The 19,664-nt window shown below is 68.0% G+C and carries 10 protein-coding genes; 2 read left to right on the top strand and 8 right to left on the bottom strand.

From position 1 onward, the window contains the following. Window positions 1-26 precede the first annotated feature (26 nt). Window positions 27-3,263 carry an arabinosyltransferase domain-containing protein gene (locus RU01_RS13645; protein WP_442970519.1) on the top strand — a complete coding sequence of 1,079 codons (3,237 nt, stop codon included), beginning with the start codon at window positions 27-29 and terminating at the stop codon, window positions 3,261-3,263. A gap of 50 nt (window positions 3,264-3,313) precedes the next feature. Next, entirely contained in the window at window positions 3,314-6,625 is a 3,312-nt protein-coding gene (locus tag RU01_RS13650) for an arabinosyltransferase domain-containing protein (protein ID WP_042575093.1), read from the top strand. Here RU01_RS13650 and RU01_RS22165 read toward each other — a convergent pair. The 8 genes from RU01_RS22165 to RU01_RS23540 all read right to left on the bottom strand — a co-directional run. Then, window positions 6,619-7,878, bottom strand: coding sequence for a lipase family protein (locus RU01_RS22165; protein ID WP_052493278.1), 1,260 nt, complete (start codon window positions 7,876-7,878; stop codon window positions 6,619-6,621). The two genes, RU01_RS13650 and RU01_RS22165, sit on opposite strands and share 7 nt — an antisense overlap. 52 nt (window positions 7,879-7,930) lie before the next feature. Beyond that, window positions 7,931-9,475, bottom strand: a complete 1,545-nt coding sequence (locus tag RU01_RS13660; protein WP_042575094.1) for an acyl-CoA carboxylase subunit beta — start codon at window positions 9,473-9,475, stop codon at window positions 7,931-7,933. Continuing rightward, window positions 9,472-14,502, bottom strand: a complete 5,031-nt coding sequence (gene pks13, locus RU01_RS13665; RefSeq protein ID WP_156148915.1) for a polyketide synthase Pks13 — start codon at window positions 14,500-14,502, stop codon at window positions 9,472-9,474. Before pks13 ends, RU01_RS13660 begins: the two co-directional genes overlap by 4 nt. A 120-nt stretch (window positions 14,503-14,622) precedes the next feature. Then, window positions 14,623-16,518, bottom strand: a complete 1,896-nt coding sequence (fadD32, locus tag RU01_RS13670) for a long-chain-fatty-acid--AMP ligase FadD32 (protein WP_042575126.1) — start codon at window positions 16,516-16,518, stop codon at window positions 14,623-14,625. A 186-nt stretch (window positions 16,519-16,704) separates the two neighbouring features. Further along, window positions 16,705-17,709, bottom strand: coding sequence for an LLM class F420-dependent oxidoreductase (locus tag RU01_RS13675; RefSeq protein ID WP_042575127.1), 1,005 nt, complete (start codon window positions 17,707-17,709; stop codon window positions 16,705-16,707). Between the two features lie 137 nt (window positions 17,710-17,846). Beyond that, entirely contained in the window at window positions 17,847-18,821 is a 975-nt protein-coding gene (locus tag RU01_RS13680) for a cutinase family protein (RefSeq protein WP_042575096.1), read from the bottom strand. A gap of 12 nt (window positions 18,822-18,833) precedes the next feature. Continuing rightward, window positions 18,834-19,385 carry a DUF732 domain-containing protein gene (locus tag RU01_RS13685; protein ID WP_042575128.1) on the bottom strand — a complete coding sequence of 184 codons (552 nt, stop codon included), beginning with the start codon at window positions 19,383-19,385 and terminating at the stop codon, window positions 18,834-18,836. 143 nt (window positions 19,386-19,528) lie between these two features. After that, window positions 19,529-19,664: hypothetical protein (locus RU01_RS23540; RefSeq protein WP_197074773.1), on the bottom strand; the 136-nt coding region annotated here is incomplete at its 5' end.

The following is a 19,664-nucleotide window of genomic DNA, read 5'->3' on the forward strand; positions in this document are numbered from 1 at the left end:
TCCGCCTCGTCGCCTAGCATCGGAGCGTGCCGAAGACCCTCGCCGACTCGACCATCGAACCACCGGCCGCCTCGGTACCCGGACGCTCCGCCTTCGCCCGGATCACAATCGTCGCCGTCGTCACCGGACTGCTCGGCGCACTTCTAGCAGTCCTCGCCCCGTTCCTCCCCGTCGAGCAGGACGCCGCGTCGCTCACGTGGCCGCAGGACGGGTCCTTCACCAGCGTGGAAGCGCCCCTGGTGTCGTACAACCCCCTCGCCCTCTCCGCCGCGGTGCCGTGCCGGGTCCTGGCCGATGCACCCGCCGACACGGTCGTCCTGTCCACCGTCGCACCGCAGGCACCGGACGCCCGCCGCGTCGGCCTCGTGATCGGCACCGACGACGCGGGCGCCGTTTCCGTCGTCCTGCGGGATCAGTTGCTGCTGTCCGTCCCTGCCGAGACGGTGCGATCGTGCGACGAGTTGACCGTGTCCTCGACACCGGAGGGCACCACGGCCACCGCCGGTGAGCTGACCGGCACCGTCCCGGGCGACCAGCGGCCGCAGACCGTCGGAATCTTCAGCGGGCTCACCGGCGCGGCCCCCGCCGACCTGTCGGTACGTGTCGACGTCGACTCCCGATTCTCGTCGTCACCCTCCACGCTCAAACTGCTGGCGATCGTCCTCGGCGGGCTTCTGGCCGTCGTCTCACTGGTCGCCCTGCACCGTCTCGACGATGCGGACGGACGACGCGCCCGCCGGTTCTTCCCCCGGCACTGGCTGCGTCTCACCGGTATCGATGTCGTGGTGCTGGGAACGCTGCTTCTTTGGCACTTCATCGGTGCGAACACCTCGGACGACGGCTATCTGCTCAACATGGCGAGGGTGTCCGAGCACTCCGGGTACATGGCCAACTACTACCGCTGGTTCGGTGTCCCCGAGGCGCCGTTCGGCATGCCGTACTACGACGCGCTCGCAGCGCTGGCCAAGGTGTCCACCGCCAGCCCGTGGATGAGGCTGCCCGCGCTGATCGCCGCGATTCTGTGCTGGTTGATCATCAGCCGGGAGGTCATTCCGCGCCTGGGCCGCGCGGTGCGGACGCGACCGGTCGCCGTGTGGACGGCGGGTCTGGTGTTCCTGGCGTTCTGGTTGCCCTACGACAACGGCCTGCGCCCGGAACCGGTCATCGCGCTCGGCGCGCTGCTGACGTGGTGCTCGATCGAGCGCGCCATCTCGACAGGTCGACTGCTTCCGGCCGCGGTCGCGGTCGTCATCGCGGCGTTCTCGCTGGCCGCCGGGCCGACCGGACTGATCGCTATCGCCGCTTTGCTGGCGGGGTCGAGGCCCGTCCTGCAGATCATCGTGCGTCGCCGCAAGGCCGTGGGCCTGCCCGCGCTGCTCGCACCGATCCTGGCCGCCGGAACGGTGGTGCTGTTCGCCGTCTTCGCCGATCAGACCGTCGCCTCGGTGCTCGAGGCGACCCGCGTGCGGTCTGCCGTGGGACCCAACGTCAAGTGGTTCGACGAGCGCTACCGCTGGGACGCGCTGCTGAACATCTCGCCGGACGGATCACTGGCCAGGCGCTTCGCGGTGTTCGCGATGCTCCTCTGCCTGGTGACCTGCCTGGTCGTCATGCTGCGCCGCGGGGGCCGCATCCCGGGAACGTCACTGGGTCCGTCCCGGCGCATCCTCGGCATCGTCGCCGGCGCTCTCGCCCTCATGATGTTCACCCCGACCAAGTGGACCCACCACTTCGGTGTGTACGCGGGCCTGGCCGGTTCGCTGGCTGCCCTTGCCGCAGTCGCGGTGATCTCGGCGACCGAACGGTCCCCACGCAACCGCACGCTGTTCACGGCGGCGGTCCTGTTCCTCACCTCGCTCGCCTTCACCGGATCGAACGGGTGGTGGTACGTCTCTAGCTACGGCGTGCCGTGGTTCGACAAGCCGCCGTCCATCGCCGGCAAGGGGTTCGCGACGCTGCTGCTGGGCCTGACGGTCCTGACGCTCGCCTACGCCGCCTGGCAGCACTTCCGAGCGCCCTTCGTCGCCGCCGAGACCCGACGGACCAGAAAGTTCAGCGGATCGTCCCTGACGGTCGTCGCCGGCCTGGTCGTGCTCTTCGAGGTGCTGTCCCTGCTCAAGGGTGCGGCGGCCCAGTACCCCGCGTACTCCGTCGCGCGGTCCAACGTGAATTCCGTTCTCGGTGAGTCGTGCGGACTCGCGCGCGACGTCCTGGTCGAGACCGATCCGAACGCGTCGATGCTGCAGCCGCTGCCGAACCAGGGCGACGACCCGCTCGCCGGTACCGACAGCGTCGGGTTCACCCCCGACGGTGTCGCGCGCGACCTCAGCGCCGACCGCGAGGACTCCGCGACCACGGGCGGCGCCAACTCGGTCGACCCGTCGGACACCAGTCAGAGCGCGACCACCAGTTCCGCCGGAACCGGAGGCGGCACCACGGCCGGAGCCGGCGTCAACGGATCCCGCATCGCGTTGCCCTTCGGCCTGGACCCCGCCACCACCCCGGTGCTCGGCTCCTTCGGTTCGGGCGATGCTGCGCCGGCCCGTCTCACGTCGGGCTGGTACTCGCTGCCCGACGCCGACCAGCGAGACTTCCTGGCCGTCACCGCCGCCGGCCGCATCCGCTCCGTGGACGCCGACGGCATCGTGACGCCCGGACAGACCCTCGACGTCGAGTACGCCACCGTCGCCGCGGACGGAACCGAGCAGGTCTTGGGCGGGGTCTCCCCCATCGACATCGGACCGCAGCCGTCGTGGCGCAACCTGCGAGTCCCGCTGGACGGCGTTCCCGCCGAGGCGAACGCCGTGCGGCTCGTGGCCTCCGACGACGATCTCGCCGGAGACCAGTGGCTCGCCGTCACTCCGCCTCGTGCGCCCCGGACGACGGTGCTGAACGACGTCGTCGGGTCCACCGCTCCGGTGCTGTTGGACTGGTCCGTCGGCCTCGCCTTCCCGTGTCAACGTCCGTTCGACCACCGGTACGGCGTGGCCGAGCTGCCCGAATGGCGGATCCTCCCCGACCGCAACGGTGCGGAATCCACCAACGCGTGGCAGGACGACGTCGGCGGCGGGCCGTTGGGGTGGACCGGTCTCGTTCTCGGCGCCGAAACCCTGCCGACGTATCTGGCGGACGATCTGCGCCGGGACTGGGGATCCCTCGAGCGGTACACCCCGCTCGATCCCGGCGCGGTCGAGGTCCAGCCCGACGTGACCACGTCGTCCCGTTCGGGCATCTGGTCGCCCGGGCACATCAAGTACCAGTAAGTAACCAGCGAGTGCAGCGCCGGGATCACGGTCGCATAACATCGGGAGCCGTGCCCGACGCCCTCACCTCACAGCCGACCGCTCCGACGCCTGCCGGCTCGGAGCGCTCGGTGGACGTCCGACAGCAGTACCGCACCACGCGCCTCGTCGCCGTGGTGACGGGAGTTCTCGGTGTTCTGTTCGCGATCATCACGCCGTTCCTGCCGGTGACCCAGGACGACGCCGTCATCTCGTGGCCACAGAACGGAACCGTCGACAGCGTCGATGCGCCCCTGATGTCCCAGGTGCCGGTGTCCATCACCGTCTCGATCCCGTGCGAGGCCGTCGCGGCCGTTCCCGAGGCCGGCGGCATCCTGCTGTCCACCGCGCCCCCACAGGGCGACGGAGCCGCGCTGAACGCCATGTTCGTACGGGTCGGCGCCGACTCGGTGGACGTGCTGGACCGCAACGTCGTCATCGCGTCGGCACCTCGGTCGGAGTTCCGGTCCAGCGCGTGCCAGGCCATCACGTTCTCCTCCACCATCGACGCGACGTCCGCGTCGTTCGACGGCCTGGTGGACCCCCAGGGCAATCCGCGCGCCGGCGAGCTCCCCGGAGATCTGCGGCCGCAGGTCGTCGGTGTCTTCTCGGACCTGTCGGGCTCGGCGTCGCAGTACCCGGGCCTCGAGGTGTCGATCGCCGTCGACTCACGCTTCTCGTCGTCACCGACGATTCTCAAGCTCCTCGCCATGATCGGTGCGATCGCGTGCACGGCACTCGCGCTCGGCGCACTCGCCCGACTCGACGGCACCGACGGACGCACGCACCGCCGCTTCTTCCCCGCGCACTGGTGGAAGGTCACCGGCATCGACGCCGTGGTCGTCGGCGCACTCGCGGGCTGGCACTTCTTCGGCGCGAACACCGCGGACGACGGCTACCTGCTGACCATGGCCAGGGTGTCGGAGAACGCCGGGTACATGGCCAACTACTTCCGGTGGTTCGGCGTCCCCGAGGCTCCCTTCGGCTGGTACTACGACGTGCTCGCCGCCTTCGCGAAGATCTCCACGGCGAGTCCGTGGATGCGTCTGCCCGCGCTGATCGCCGGCATCCTGTGCTGGTTGGTCATCAGCCGCGAGGTCGTTCCCCGCCTCGGTCGCGCAGTACGCATCAACTCGGTCGCCGTCTGGACCGGCGGCCTGGTCTTTCTCGCGTTCTGGCTCCCGTACAACAACGGACTTCGCCCCGAACCCGTCGTCGCCCTCGGCGCCCTGCTCACCTGGTGCTCCGTCGAGCGGGCCATCGCGACCGGACGACTGCTCCCCGCTGCCGTGGCCGCGTTGATCGGCGCATTCACACTCGCTGCGGCCCCGACGGGCCTGATGTGTGTCGCGGCCATCCTGACCGGCATCAGGCCGCTGGTGCGCATCGTCGTCAAGCGCCACCGCATGGTGGGAACGCTTCCGCTGCTCGCACCGTTGGCCAGCGCCGGAGTCCTGGTGCTCATCGTGGTCTACGGAGACCAGACGTTCGCGGCCGTGCAGGAATCGACCCGCGTGCGCACTCTGATCGGTCCGAACCTGCCCTGGTACAACGACTTCCTGCGGTACTACTACCTGTTCGTCCAGACAGTGGACGGATCGGTCGCACGCCGCTTCGCGTTCCTGACGATGCTCCTGTGCCTCTTCACCACCGTGTTCGTCCTGCTGCGCCGCAAGCGCATTCCCGGCGTTCCGTCCGGACCTGCGTGGCGACTGATCGGCGTCGTGTTCGGCACCATCTTCTTCATGATGTTCAACCCCACCAAGTGGACTCACCACTTCGGGGTGTACGCGGGCATCGCCGGATCATTGGCAGCGCTGACGGCGGTCGCCGTCTCGGCCAGCGCCCTGCGGTCCCGACGCAACCGGACCGTCTTCGTCGTCGGCCTCGCCTTCGTCCTCGCCCTGTCCTTCTCGGGCATCAACGGGTACTGGTACGTCTCGAGTTACGGCGTGCCGTGGTTCGACAAGGTGGTGTCGATCAAGGGCATCCAGTCGAACACCGTGCTGCTCGTCCTGTTCTTCTGCGCCGTCGCCCTCGCGGCATGGCACTACCTCCGTGAGGGATTCGCAGCACCGCAACCGCGGGCGGGAAGCGAGCGCGGACGTCGCATCCGCAAGTTCGCGGCCGCGCCGCTGACCGTGGTCGCCGGACTGCTGGTGCTGTTCGAGATCCTCTCGCTCCTCAAGGGCGCCGTCTCCCAGTACCCCGCGTACTCGTTGGGGCGCTCCAACGTTCAGGCCCTGGCCGGTAACAGCTGCGGGCTCGCCCGGGACGTCCTGGTCGAATCCGACCCCAACGCCGGTGTCCTCACGGCGCTGCCGGGTCCCGTCGACACCGCGACCGGTCCCCTGGGCGGAGCGGAGCCGGTCGGCTTCACTCCCAACGGCATTCCCACCGACCTCAGTGCCGATGCGGTGGAAGTCAAACCAGGACAGGGCAATACGGATCAACAGTCCGTCGGCGCGGCGTTCGAGGAAGGCCAGTCCTCCGGCACCGCCGGAGGCGTCGGCGCCGCGGGCGTCAACGGCTCCACCGCCAAATTGCCGTTCGGACTCGACCCGGCCACGACACCCGTTCTCGGCTCCTACCAGGCCGGCGTGCAGACACCGGCCTACGCCACCTCGAGCTGGTACGGGCTCCCCGCACGCAGTGACGACGCACCACTGGTCGTCGTCACCGCAGCCGGCCGCATCTGGTCCGAGAACATCGAGACCGGTGAGAACACGTACGGGCAGTCCTTGCGCGTCGAGTACGGCAAGCGTCAGCCGGACGGCACCGTCCAGGTTCAGGGCGACTACCTACCCAAGGACATCGGCCCCGCACCGTCGTGGCGGAACCTACGCATCCCACTGGACGAACTCTCGCCCGACGCCGATGCCGTGCGAGTCGTCGCCAACGATCCCAACCTGACCGGTGACCAGTGGTTGGCGTTCACCCCACCACGCGTTCCCGTCGTCAAGTCCCTTCAGGACGAGATCGGCACGACGCAACCGGTTCTGCTCGACTGGGCCGTGGGCCTGCAGTTCCCGTGCCAGCGACCGTTCGACCATCTGGACGGTGTCGCCGAGGTCCCGAACTTCCGCATCCTCCCGGACCGCGGGCTGGCCGTGTCGTCGACGGACACGTGGCAGGCCGCCGAGAACGGCGGGCCGCTGGGCTTCACCGAGATGCTGGCGTCACCCACCACCGTCCCGACCTACCTGAACCACGACTGGGGCCGGGACTGGGGCTCGCTCGAGCGTTACGACAAGTTCGACCGCAGCGCGAGCGCGGCGTCGGTGGACGTCACGAAGCAGACGCGCAGCGGACTGTGGTCGCCGGGGACTCTGCGGGTCTACTGACCCGGATCGGCCGGTGCGATCGGGAGTGGATGCGCGCACGAGTTCGGCGCCGACGCCCCGTCGAACCGGTCCTGGATCCAGTCGACCGCCAGCAGACCGCCGACCTTGGCGGTGTCCTGGTGCGTCGTCTGTCCCAGCCAGGACATGTCGTACGTCGGTGACGGCGCCGCGCAGAACTCGTCCGACAGCAGGGCGGTGGTGTTCGGCAGCACGATGACGTCCGACAGGCTCTGGACGACGAAGGTGGGCACACCGATCCGGTTCACGTCGATCGTCTGGTCGGCCACCGCCGCCACCCACTGCGGATTCGTCATCGGGTCGGACGCGAAGAACTGCTGACCCTCCGCGCGTTCGAGCAGTAGCTTCCCCAACTCCTGCGTGATGCAGCCCTGGCCGAGGTCGGCGTACCGGGACATCGCCGACGAGCTCAGCACGCCGTCGAGGGGCAGATCGGGGTAGACGACGGGCCACGAGACCGCGACACTCGGCCCGATGCCCCAGGCGACGAATTGGTCGTACTGCTCGGTGAACAACGGACCCAACAAGGCGGCGGGAGCTGCAGCGGCGGCGCCGACCAGCCGGAGTTCGGGCGCCAGATCGGCGTACATGGCCGCGGACATCGACGCATGGCCACCTTGCGAATGGCCGAACGTCACGTACGTCGAACTCGCCTCTGCCTCCGGGTAATTGCGCGCGGCCCGTACCGAGTCGATGACGTCCCGCGCTTCGCTCTTCGCGATCAGGTAGTACGGATCTCCTGCGGTGCCGATGCCCGTGTAGTCCGTCGCAGCCACCACCCAGCCTCGGTCCATGACGGACGGCAGCCAACTACCGAAGTCGAGGTCGTCGAGCGTCGGTCGATAGCGACGGGACGGTGTGCACTCGTCGCCGAACCCCAGAGTGCCGTGCGCCCAGGCGAGTACGGGGCGGCCACCGGGAGGAGCGGGGGCGTCGGGAACGATGAGCATCCCCGAGGACACCGCGGCCGCGCCGTCGGGGGCGTTCGTGCCGTACAGCATCCGATACGCCGTGCCACCGGGAACGTCGAGGTCCGAGATCGGCTCCACCCGGACCAGCTCACCCGGCGCGGGAGCGTCGTCGGGTGTCTCGTAGAACGAGGCAAGGGAGTTCTGGAACGACTCGTCGTCCCGCGATTCGGTGGTGGACCGCACCCCCAGGACCACGGCAGTCGCCGCGACGCCCACCAGGACGACGCCGCCGATGACGGCGAGAACGGTGACCGTCCGTGTCATGGGTGCACCATAACGGACCGGGCGGTCACCGTGACCGGATCGGACGGGCCGGCTAGATCGGGAACAGGTGCTGCTTGCGGGGGCGCCGTTCCTTCGTCTTGTCCCGCAGGATGTGCAGCGCCTTGCGGATCTCGAGGCGGGTGCTCGACGGCTCGATGACCGCGTCGATGTACCCGCGCTCGGCAGCGATCCACGGCGTGGCGACATGCTCGTTGTAGAAGTCGATGAAGCCCTGACGGATGGCCGGCGCGTTGTCGCCCGCCTCGGCGAGCTGCTTACGGGCCATGATACTGACCGCGCCCTCGGCGCCCATCACCGCGATGCGGGCCGTGGGCCACGCGAAGTTGATGTCGGCACCGAGTTGCTTGGACCCCATCACCGCGTATCCACCGCCGTAGGACTTGCGGATCACGACGGTGACCTTCGGGACCGTCGCGCACACGTACGAGAAGATGAACCGGCCGCCGCGCTTGATGACGCCGATCTTCTCCTGCTCGAGGCCGGGCATGAAACCTGGTGTATCCGTGACCAGGACGAGCGGGATCTCGAACGCGTTGCAGATGTTGATGAAGTGCGACGCCTTGTCACTGCTCGCCGCATCCAGGGCGCCACTGAGGTGCATGGGCTGATTCGCCACGACACCCACCGGACGACCGTCGACACGCGAGAAGCCGACGATGATGTTGGACGCCGTCTGCGCGGTGAGCTCGTGGAAGTCACCGTCGTCGAAGATGCGCAGCAGGATCTCGTGCATGTCGTAACCGGCGTTGTCCGAGTCCGGCATGAACACGTCGAGCGAACGATCGTCGTCGGTGATCGTCGGCTCGAGGCCGGGGTTGATCACCGGCGGCTGCTCGTGGCAGTTCGACGGGAGGTAGGACAGGTACTTGCGCACCCATTCGAAAGCGGCCTTCTCGTCGGCGGCCACGTGGTGGACGTTGCCGTACTCGGCCTGCTTACGTGCACTTCCCAGATCGTGGAGGCTGACCTCCTCGCCGGTGACGGACTTGATGACGTCCGGCCCGGTGACGAACATGTAGGCCTCTTCGGTGGCCACGATGATGTCGGTGTTGATGGGTGCGTAGACGGCGCCGCCGGCGCACTTGCCCAGGATCACCGAGATCTGCGGGCACATTCCCGACAGCGGTTCCTGGCGGCGACCGAGCTCCGCGTACCAGGCGAGGGAAGTCACTGCGTCCTGCACGCGGGCGCCGCCCGAGTCGTTGATGCCCACACACGGGCAGCCGATGTCGGCTGCGAACTCCATGATGTGAGCGACCTTGCGGCCGAACATCTCTCCGACGGTGCCGCCGAACACGGTCTGATCGTGCGAGAACACCGCGATCGGTCGTCCGTCGACGGTCCCGTGACCGGTCACGACTCCGTCGCCGTACAGCGAGTCCTGGTTACCGGGCGCACGGACGAGCGCGCCGATCTCCACGAAGGAACCCGGATCGAGCAGCATGTCGATGCGCTCGCGAGCGCTGGGGATCCCCTTCTTGGCACGCTTGGCGACGGCGACGTCACCCGCGGGTTCGCGGGCGACCTCGAGCTTCTCGCGGAGCTCGGCCAGTTTGGCGGCAGTCGTGGATGTCACGTGTGCGACTCGCTTCCCTTCGGCGTGATCGACGCCGAAATCTTCTCCATCTTGCTCTGGAGATCCGCACCGATCGCCGAGATGTACGGCTCGTCGATCACTGCGAGGTGGTCACCGCCGATGTGGACGATGTCCAGGTTCGGAGCGTACGGGCCCCAGCCACCGTGCGGTTCACGCTTGCCCAGTCGGGGCTCGAGTGCGATGGCGTCGTCGTGGTACTTGTCGGCCATGTAGAGCGTGACGTCGCCCTCGTAGTGCTGAGGCTGCGCAGTCTGGATGGCGCGGTTGTCCAACCACGACGTGCGCTGGTGCTCGATGATGCCGCTGGGGATCTTCGCGCTGCTCATCTTGACCATGTCCATGATGATCTTGATCTGACCGTCGTCGTCCGCCGCCGCCAACTTCTCGTAGGGCAGCGGGTAGTCGACGTTGTACAGCTTCTTTCCGACCTGCGCGTACCGCTTCCAGCGCAGCTGGATCTCCTCGGGTGTGTCCGGGATCGGCTCGAACGGCATGACCGTGTCGATGAGGCCGACGTACCGGACGTCCGCACCTTCCTCGCGGAGGAGCGCCGCCACCGCGTAGGACAGCACGCCGCCCAGCGACCAGCCAATGAGGACGTAGGGACCGTCGCCCTGGATCTCCCGCAGGAGCGGAAGGTACGCGCGCGCCCGGTCCTCGATCGGACCCTCGGTGCGCTCGAGGCCGTACATCGGGGTGTCCGCGGACAGCCTCTTGAGCAGCGGTTCGTAGACGACGCAGGAGCTGCCGGCCGGGTGGAACACGAAGACCGGCACGGCCGTCGAGCCTTCCGGACGGGCCCGCAGCGTGCGCACCAGTCCGGTCACGTCACCGGACTCCAGGAAGGGACGAACCACGTCGGCGAGTTGCTCGATGGTCTCCGAGTCGAGGATGTCGTCGAAGGTGATCTCACCCTTCGACCGTTCGCTGAGCCGCGCCGCGAGCTTCTCGGCCGTCGGATCGTCGAGTACAGGGAGGGTGTTGAAGATGCCCTTCGCCGACTGTCCGGTCACGACGGCCCAGGTGGCGAACGTCAGGCGCTCGGCGGCGTCACGCGGGGCGACGTCGGTTCCGGTGGCCTCGGCGAACGACTGGGCGTCGCTCACATCGGTCGGTGCCTCGAACGCTGCCGCGGCCGTCGGAGCAGGCTGCTCGACTGCTTCCGGCTCGGGCTCTGCCACGACCGGGTCGGGTTGTGCGACAGGCTCTTCCGCGTCCACCGTGGCGGTCTGCTCGGCGAGTCGATCGCGTTCCTGCGCCTCGGCGAGGGCGGCGACCTCCTCACGGTTCTCGAGCGCGTAGCGCAGGTACTTCTCCACCTCACGCAGACTCGCGTCCCGCACGGCCTGCAACTGCACCTGCGGAATGTCGAACTCGAATTCGACGCGATTCTTGATGCGGACAGCCATCAACGAATCGAGACCGAGCTCGATGAGCGGGATCTCCGCGGGGAGATCCTCAGGCGAGTAGCCCATGGATTCCGCGACGACGATCGCCAGGCGGTCTTCCATCGTCTGCGTACCGTTCGGATCCCAGCGGTCACCGAAGTCGTCGACGACCTCCGGCTCCTCCTCTACGAACGGTTCCTCGACTCGCTCCGCCGACAAGCTCTCGACGGCAGCGGATCCCGTGACGCCCGACCCCGTGACGACAGCGTCGGCGACAGCGTGGAACGTGCTGCCGTCGTTCCAGTGGACCTGCAGTGACGCACCACCGGGGTGCGGGGTGAGCGTGGTGGTGAGTGTCCCCGTGGCCGGCACGGCGCGCTGCGCCACGACGGCACCCACGGTGACGTCACCGAGGACGTCTCCCGCGAGCACGGACACCAGGTCGCCGATGCTGGAGATACCGGACACCGGTGTCTCCCAGACGAACCGGCCGTCGGGAAGGGCGACCCGGGTACCGGCCGAGCCGGATCCACCGAGATGCACGGCCGTGTCGATCCAGTGATGCTTGCGTACGAAGGACGTCCGCGGGATCTCGGCGTACTCACCGTCGTCGAACAGAGAGGCCAACGACACGGCGTGGCCGTGGACGTACAGCTCCGCGAGTGCAGCGAGGAACGTTGCCGCCTCGCTCTCCTTGCGCTTGAGTGTGGCGACCAGCGTGGCGTCGGGAACTCCTGTCGCCCAGGCGGTCGCTGCGATCGACATGAGGGCCACGGGATTCGGCGACAGCTCGACGAACGTGGTGTAGCCGGCGTCGACCGCCTGCTTGACGGCCTGGGTGAACCACACCGGGTGGCGCATCCCCTTCGTCCAGTAGTCGACGCCGTGCACGGCCTCGTGGCCGGCGCGGTAGAACGCGTCCTTGTCCACCGACGAGAACACCGACACGGCGAGCGGATGCGGTTCGATGCCCATCAGTTCCGCGGCGAGCTCTCCGAGGAGAGGATCGACCGCGGAGGTGTGGCCTGCACCCTTGACGTCCAGGACGCGGCCCATCTTGCCGAGGGACTCCGCGTACTCGACCAACTTCTGCACCGGTTCCGCCGGTCCGCCGACGGTCGTGTGTGTCGGGGCGGCGTACACACTGGGCTCGACGCCAGGGAATCTGTCGGCCAGCTCTGCCACCTCGGCGGCGGAGAACTCGACCAGCGCCATCGCGCCGGCCGCCGCGTCACCGAGACCCTCCTGACCTTCGCCCAGCAGACGTGAGCGGGCGACGATGATGCGCACGGCATCCTCGAGGCCGAGACCGCCCGCGGCGTACGCGGCGGCGACCTCTCCCATCGAATGTCCCACCACTGCCGTCGGTGTCGCACCGTAGGCGCGCAGAGTCTCCACCAGCGCCACCTGGATGGCGAAGATTCCGACCTGCGAGTTCTCGAAGTCGTACGTCAGCGCGTCGTCCTCGACGATCGCGCGGATGGAGTATCCGGACTCGTCCTCGATCAGCGTGTCGACGCGATCCAGCGCCTCGGCGAAGATCGGCTCGGCCGCATAGAACTCCTTCGCCATCTTGCGATGCTGCGCACCGAACCCGGAGAACACCCACACGGGTCCGTTGGATGCGGGGGAATCGGAGCTGAACACGCCGGGTCCCGGCTTGCCGTCGGCGACGGCGCGCAATCCGGTGACGGCCTCTGCGCGCGTCGTGGCGATCACGACCGCGCGGGAGCGCCCGTGGTTGCGGCGAGACAACGAGCGACCGACGGCGTCGAGGGGCGTCGTGCTGCCGACTTCGGATTCGAGCCAGTCGGCCAGATCGGCCGCCGCGCGACGACGCCGTGACGGCATGCTCGCGGAAACGGCCAGCAGCACCGGAGCGGCGGGTCCGGGATCGACGTCGTGGTCCGGGATGCTCGCCAGTACCTGCTCGATCTCGGCCTCGGTCTCCTCCGGCACACCGACGGGCTCGCCGACCAGTGCCTCGGGGTCGACGGACGAGGCGTCGAATTCGGGCTCGGTACCCGCATCCGCGACCGCACCCGGTACGTACTCGCGCACGACGACGTGGGCGTTGGTACCGCCGAAGCCGAAGCCCGAGATACCGGCGATGGCGGCACCCGAGTAGCGGGGCCACTCGGTCGCGGTGTCGACGACGCGCAGACGCGCGGCGTCGAACGGGATGTACGGGTTGGGGCCCACGTAGTTCAGTGAGGGCGGCACCTGGTTCTCGCGCAGCGCGAGAACCACCTTGATCAGACCGGCCGCGCCCGCAGCGCTCTCGAGGTGGCCGAAGTTGGTCTTCGCGGAACCCAGAAGCGCCGGCTTGTCCGCGTCGCGTCCACGCCCGACCACGCGACCGAGGGCGTCCGCCTCGATGGGGTCGCCGAGGATGGTTCCGGTGCCGTGCGCCTCGATGTAGTCGACCGTCGAGGGAACGATTCCCGCGTCGCGATAGGCGGTCCGGAGGACGTCCGCCTGGGCGTCGGGGTTGGGGGCTGCGAGGCCGTTGGATCGGCCGTCCTGGTTGACCGCGCTGCCGGCGATGACGGCGAGCACGGTGTCGCCGTCACGTTCCGCGTCCTCGAGGCGCTTGAGGACGACCAGTCCACCGCCCTCGGATCGGATCATGCCGTCGGCGTCGGACGAGAAGGCCTTGATCTTGCCGTTCGGGGCGAGCACACCGGTCTGGCCGAAGCCGAGTGTCGCTGCGGGCGAGAGGATCATGTTGACGCCGCCCGCCAGCGCGAGCGTGGACTCTCCACTGCGGAGGCTTCGCACAGCCTGGTGCACGGCGACGAGCGACGACGAGCACGCGGTGTCGAGGGCGACGGACGGACCGCGGAAGTCGTAGTAGTACGACACGCGGCCGGCGACGACGGCAGTCGACGTTCCGGTGAGTGCGTACGGATGCGGGTCGGGATCGCTGACGGCGATCATCTGGTAGTCGTTGGTCGACGTTCCGATGAAGACACCGACCTGCGTGCCCTTGAGCTCGTTCGCGGGGATGCGAGCGTCCTCGAGCGCTTCCCACGTCAGTTCGAGCGCCAAGCGCTGCTGCGGGTCGACGTTGGCAGCTTCGCGCGGCGACATCGCGAAGAACTCGGCATCGAAGGACTTGACGTCGTCGAGATACCCGCCCTTGGTCACGGTCTCCTCGACGGCCTCCGCGATGCGGCGGTCGCCGAGAAACTCCGACCACCGGCCCTCGGGGAGATCGGTGATGCCGTCTCGACCGGCCGAGAGCATGTCCCACATCTCGTCCGGCGTGTGTCCCGCTCCGGGGAACCGCGTCGAGACGCCGACGATCGCGATGTCGTGGGAATCGCCCGCCGGTGCCGACAGGTAGAACGAGTCGTCGGTGGTGCCGCTCTCGGACTCGGGCTCACCCTCGATGATGCGCGTGGCGAGCGACGCGATCGTCGGATGCTGATACGCGACCGTCGCCGTCAGCGTGACGCCGACCAGTTCCTCGATCTCCCCGCTCAACGCGACGGCGTCGCGCGAGGACAGACCGAATTCTTCCATCGGACGATCGTCGGAGATCTGCCCGACGGGCTGACCGGTGGCGTCGGCCACCCACTGCCGCAGCCAATCCCTGAGCTGCGCGACCGTCATCTCTCCCGCGGGCTGATCCGCTGCGGAACCGTCGCTCTCGGGGAGGGTGGTCGGCTCCGGTACGAACGTCGTTGTCTCTTCTTCAGCCATCAAACTCGCCAAACTACCCGCGTCGGGTGATCAGTCTTCGGGATTGTCGGGGAACGCGGTCTGCTGGTATCCACCACGCAGCGTTCCCTCGATGTACGCGGCCTTGCACGCGCGACGTGCGATCTTCCCGCTGGACGTACGCGGGATCGACCCGGCCGGGACCAGCAGGATGTCGCGTGCGGTGACACCGTGGCGCTGGGAGATGGCCGCTCGGACCGTGTCGGCGATCGGCTGCGGATCGGCCTTGCCGGCGCCCGGTGCGCGCTCGGCGACCAGGACCAGCTGCTCGGACGAATCGCCCGCGTCGCGGGTCAGACCGGCACCGCCGTGCTCGAACACGAAGTCGGGAAGCTGGTTCGCCGGAACGGCGAAGGCCGCCACGAAACCGGGACGCAGAGCGCTGCTCGCATCCTGAGCGGACGCCTCGAGATCCTGCGGGTAGTGGTTGCGGCCGTCGACGATCACCAGGTCCTTGACGCGACCGGTGATGTAGAGCTCGCCGTCCACGTAGACGCCGTAGTCGCCGGTGCGCATCCAGTTCGCACCCTCGGGGGCACCGTCCGCGTGACTGTTCTCGCTCAGGTGCGAGACCAGTGTGTTGTGGAACGTCTCCGACGTCTCCTTCTCGCGGCCCCAGTAGCCCTTGCCGATGTTCTGACCGTGCAGCCAGATCTCGCCGACGTGGTTGTCGGGAACCTCCGCCGCGGCATCTGCGTCGACGATCGCCGCCCACTGGCTGCGCGCGACGTACCCGCACGAGACCTGCGGGATCGAGTTCGGCGTGCCTTCTTCGACCTTGACGATGCGTCCGGCGTTGAGCTCCGTGCGATCGACGTGGATGACGCGGGCCTCGTCGGAATGCTTGGTCGAGGAGACGAACAACGTGGCCTCGGCCATGCCGTAGGACGGCTTGATCGCGGTCTTCGGCAGTCCGTACGGCATGAAGGCGTCGTTGAACTTCTTCATCGACGTGGTGGTGACGGGCTCGCTACCGTTGATCAGACCGATGACGTTCGACAGGTCGAGCGTCTCGCCGTTCTTGGGCAGACCGCGCTGCGCGGCGTGCTCGAAGGCGAAGTTGGGAGCGGCGGCGAACGTGCCGGCGCCGTCCGAGACGGCAGCGAGTTCCTTGATCCAGCGCCACGGGCGCTGCACGAAGGCACGCGGACTCATGATGGTGATGTATTTGCCGCCGAGCGCGGGGAGGATCACCGTCAGCAGGCCCATGTCGTGGAACAGGGGCAACCACGTCACTCCACGCGAATCGTGGTTGAGCTCGATGGCGTCGACCATCTGGAGTGCATTGACGCCCACGGCGCGGTGCGTGATCTCGACGCCGGCCGGGACACGCGTCGACCCGGACGTGTACTGCAGGTACGCGATCTCGTCGATGTCGGCGGGCGGCTCCACCCAGGTTGCACCGACACTGTCCGGGATGGCGTCGACGGCGATGATGCGGGGTCGCTTCGCGGCCGGAAGCGACCGGAAGAACTGGCGGACGCCGGCAGCAGAATTGGTGGCCGTCAGGATCGCGGACGGCTCGCAGTCGCTGAGAACGGCGTGCAGCCGGTCACTGTGACCGGGCTCGTCGGGGTCGAACAACGGCACGGCGATCGTGCCGGCGTAGACCGCACCGAAGAACGCGACGACGTAGTCGAGGCCCTGGGGCGCGAGGATCGCGACGCGGTCACCGGGCGTGGTCACCTGCTGCAACCGCGCAGCCACGGCGCGAAGGCGGGCGCCGAACTGCGACCAGGTCAGCTCGTGTACTTCGCCGTCCCGCTCACGCGAGTAGTCGACGTAACGGTACGCCAGGTCGTCACCGTTGTCGGCAACGTTCTGCTCGACGTGGCGAACGAGCGTGAGATCCTCGCGGATCACGATATTGCCGCTGTCGTCGACGAAATCGTCGAACGAGTTACTCATCATCATCTCCTTCGAACCGCCGCGGTGTCGCCAGTGCGACACCCCCCGATCCTGACGTAGGCAGCGCCGTCGGACGCGTACAGCTCGAACGCGAGCGAGGTCATCCTACTCACCGGTAAGTCTCAGCGGACCTGTCACCACTGAGTGGTGAACTCGGTCGAAAGTATGGTACCGACCCATTCCGCGTCATTCGCCCGCCAACAGTTGGACAACGGGAGCGAATGCATCCATCTGGGTGGGGAACACCCCGACGTACGACATGGTCGTGGCAGCCCTGACCTGGCGTATCTGCTCCGCGATCTCCTCGAACGAGCCGATCGCGATGTAAGGAGACTGCAGGATCTGCTCGACCGACAAACGCGTGTCGGCCTCCATGTTCGGCGGGAATCCGTTGTCGAGCGCACCGATCACCATCTCGGCCGTCTGTTCGCGGTCGTCCGAGATCAGGATCGTCGTGATGGTCCAGTTCAGTTCGATCGAGTCGAACCGGTCCCCCGCCGCCGCGCGAATGGTCTCGACCCGCTCGATGCTCTTCTCGAGAGTGATCTCCGACAGCTTGAGCTTGCCCTCCGCAGTCGTGCTGGGAACGAGCGAGATGATGTCCGCGTGCTTCGCCGCCATGGTGAGCAACTTCGGGCCGCCGCCGCCGACAGCGATCGGAGGACGCGGGCCCTGACGGGGGCGCGGGCTGCCCTGCAGTCCGTTCACCGAGTAGTGCTTGCCCTGGAAATTGCATTCCTGGCCACGCAACAACGTATCGAGAATGGTGAGCGACTCGTCCAGCTTCTCGATGCGGACGGCGGGACTCTCGTAGGCGATCCCGGACTTGTCGTACTCCTCTTTCAGCCAGCCCGCGCCGATACCGAGTTCGAGCCGACCGCCGGAGATCTGATCGATCGTCGTCGCATCCTTCGCCAGGACCGCGGGATGACGGAAGTTGTTCGCGAGAACGGCAGTCCCGATGCGGATCTTGTCCGTTGCCACTGCCAGCGCTCCGAGCGCAGCGATGGGTCCGACCTGATTGCCCAGGTGGTCGGGGATCATGAAGCTGTCGAAACCGAGTTCCTCGGCCTTCTGCGCGAGCTTGACGAAGCGACGAGCACCGCCCTCGTCCGGGTTGCCCTCACCGCCGGCCGCGAATCGGAACTTCCGCAATGGCGCAGACGTACCCGCGGCGTCGGCAGAACTCATGGACTCTCTCTCCTGCAGCATCAAGTGTGTCGGCACGGCGCCGGTGGTCGGTACCCGGATCGAGCCGACTCGCCACTCTAGCCGTTACCGGCCCGAGACCAAAAGTCGCCTGTGACGACACCCGAACCGGGCAGAAGTCAGCTATGCGCGGGGGTGGGTGCCGACGCGATCAGGCCCGCTGCCCAGTTCGCCGTCCACTGCGTCGCGGTGGTTCCGGCCTCGTCGACGACGTAGCGCGCATAGTTACCGTGCACCGGATTTCCGGCAGCACCGGCGAGCGCAGTGATCGAGGACGGAATGTTGCGCAGCGACATCGCCTCCGGCGGTGCGGCGCAGATCAGATCACCCGGGGCGCAGATGGAGAACGTGCGGTCCGCGAGGGTTCCGAAGCCGCCCTGCCGCGCGCCGGTCATCGTGATCCCGGGAACGTCCAGGCCGCCCAGCGCCACCTCGGCACCGACTCCGTCGACCGGGGGTCCGATCTGCTGAGCGGACGTACCGTCGCGGCGACCGTCGGCGATGACGGTCACGCCGAGCACGCGATCGGCCGGCACCGGGCCGGTTCCGGCTCCGATGGCGGACGCGAGATCGCCCACGATCACAGCCCCCTGGGAGAAGCCCGCCAGGACGTAGGACGTCAGTGGGCACTCGGAATAGCGCTGCGCAAGAATGTCGTTCGCCTTCGCCGCACCTTCGGAGCGACTGACGTTGTACGACGCCTGGCCGTCCGGCGGGAAGGCGATGGGGTTCGAGAACTGGGCGACGTACGGAACGGTGTAGACCTCCGCGCGCTCCGGACCGAACTGTTGCTGCAGAGGTTGCGTGACGCCCAGCATGAGCGAGATGGGGTTGGCCGTCGGCGCGTACGGGTCGTCGGCCGCGTTCGACTCCCAGGTGCCGGGGACGGACAGCACGAACACGTCGGGGCAGGACGCCGGTTGGGAGGTCGGAGCCTCGGCGCCCGGTGTCTGCGGTCCGCCGCTACCCGGCGTCGTCAGTCGTCCTGCCAGCAGGTACCAGAGAAGAAGGATGACGAGCAGGACGACGACGATCACCGCGACGGCGACGAGAAGAAGCCGGAGCGGTGACCGCCGGCGAGTGGATCGAGCCACGAGGTCTCCGATCTATCCGCAGTACGTCGACCGCGCGACGTCGACGTAGACCTGGGCGGTCTTCGCCGCGTCCTCGGCGGTGATCTGCGTGCCGGACGCCGACGCCTCGGCGCCGACGTTGGCGGTGACGAAGGTGAGCACCTGGTCGTCCGCGACGCCCTCGGACTGGGCAGCGCAGATGTACTCCGCGGTGCCGACGGCGATGTCTCCGGTGCCGGCCACGGTCACGCCGCGACCCTTCAACGCGTCGAGGAACGCGGTTCCGCGCGGGCTGATCGGCACAGACGTCGGGCCGGGGAAGCCACTGGGGACGGGGTCGGACTCGTCGGGCGCCGTCGCAGCGGCACCGGGACTGGTCGACGCGGACGCCGACGCCGTCGCCGATCCGGACGGTGCCGACGACGTGGAGGTGGCCGTGGTGGTGGTCGCCGCCGCCGTCGCACTGGACGTCAACGACGGGGTGCTGCTGGCAGACGAGTCGTCACCGCCGCAGGCGGTGAGCAGTCCGCCGACAGCCACGGCAAGCATCACCGGGGCGAGAGTGGTCGCGAACCTCGTTGTCACGTGGTCATCCTTCGTCTCTTGGGGGTCGAGCGTGTCCGGCGGAACGAGGGGAGGAACGAGTGCACTCCCCGACCAGCGCACGGTACCGGCGCGGTCTGAGAGGACTCTGTGCGAGTCCGACCGCGCCGGTACCGTCACTGCTGTCAGGGAACGATCTGCACGGCCCCGTTCTTCACGGTCACGAAACCGTTCTGGAAATTCTGTTGAATGCCACCGGGGATGTCGAACTGGTCGCTGGTGACGTATCCGAGTCGGCCGTTCTCGTACCCGACGCTCTTC

Source organism: Rhodococcus sp. MEB064 (genome assembly GCF_000834565.1).
GTDB lineage: Bacteria > Actinomycetota > Actinomycetes > Mycobacteriales > Mycobacteriaceae > Rhodococcoides.

Excerpts from the sequence above, each read along its gene's own strand:
- pks13 (WP_156148915.1), bottom strand. The coding sequence starts at position 14,502 with ATGACGGTCGCGCAGCTCAGGGATTGGCTGCGGCAGTGGGTGGCCGAC.
- RU01_RS13675 (WP_042575127.1), bottom strand. The coding sequence starts at position 17,709 with ATGAGTTCTGCCGACGCCGCGGGTACGTCTGCGCCATTGCGGAAGTTC.
- fadD32 (WP_042575126.1), bottom strand. The coding sequence starts at position 16,518 with ATGAGTAACTCGTTCGACGATTTCGTCGACGACAGCGGCAATATCGTG.
- RU01_RS22165 (WP_052493278.1), bottom strand. The coding sequence starts at position 7,878 with ATGACACGGACGGTCACCGTTCTCGCCGTCATCGGCGGCGTCGTCCTG.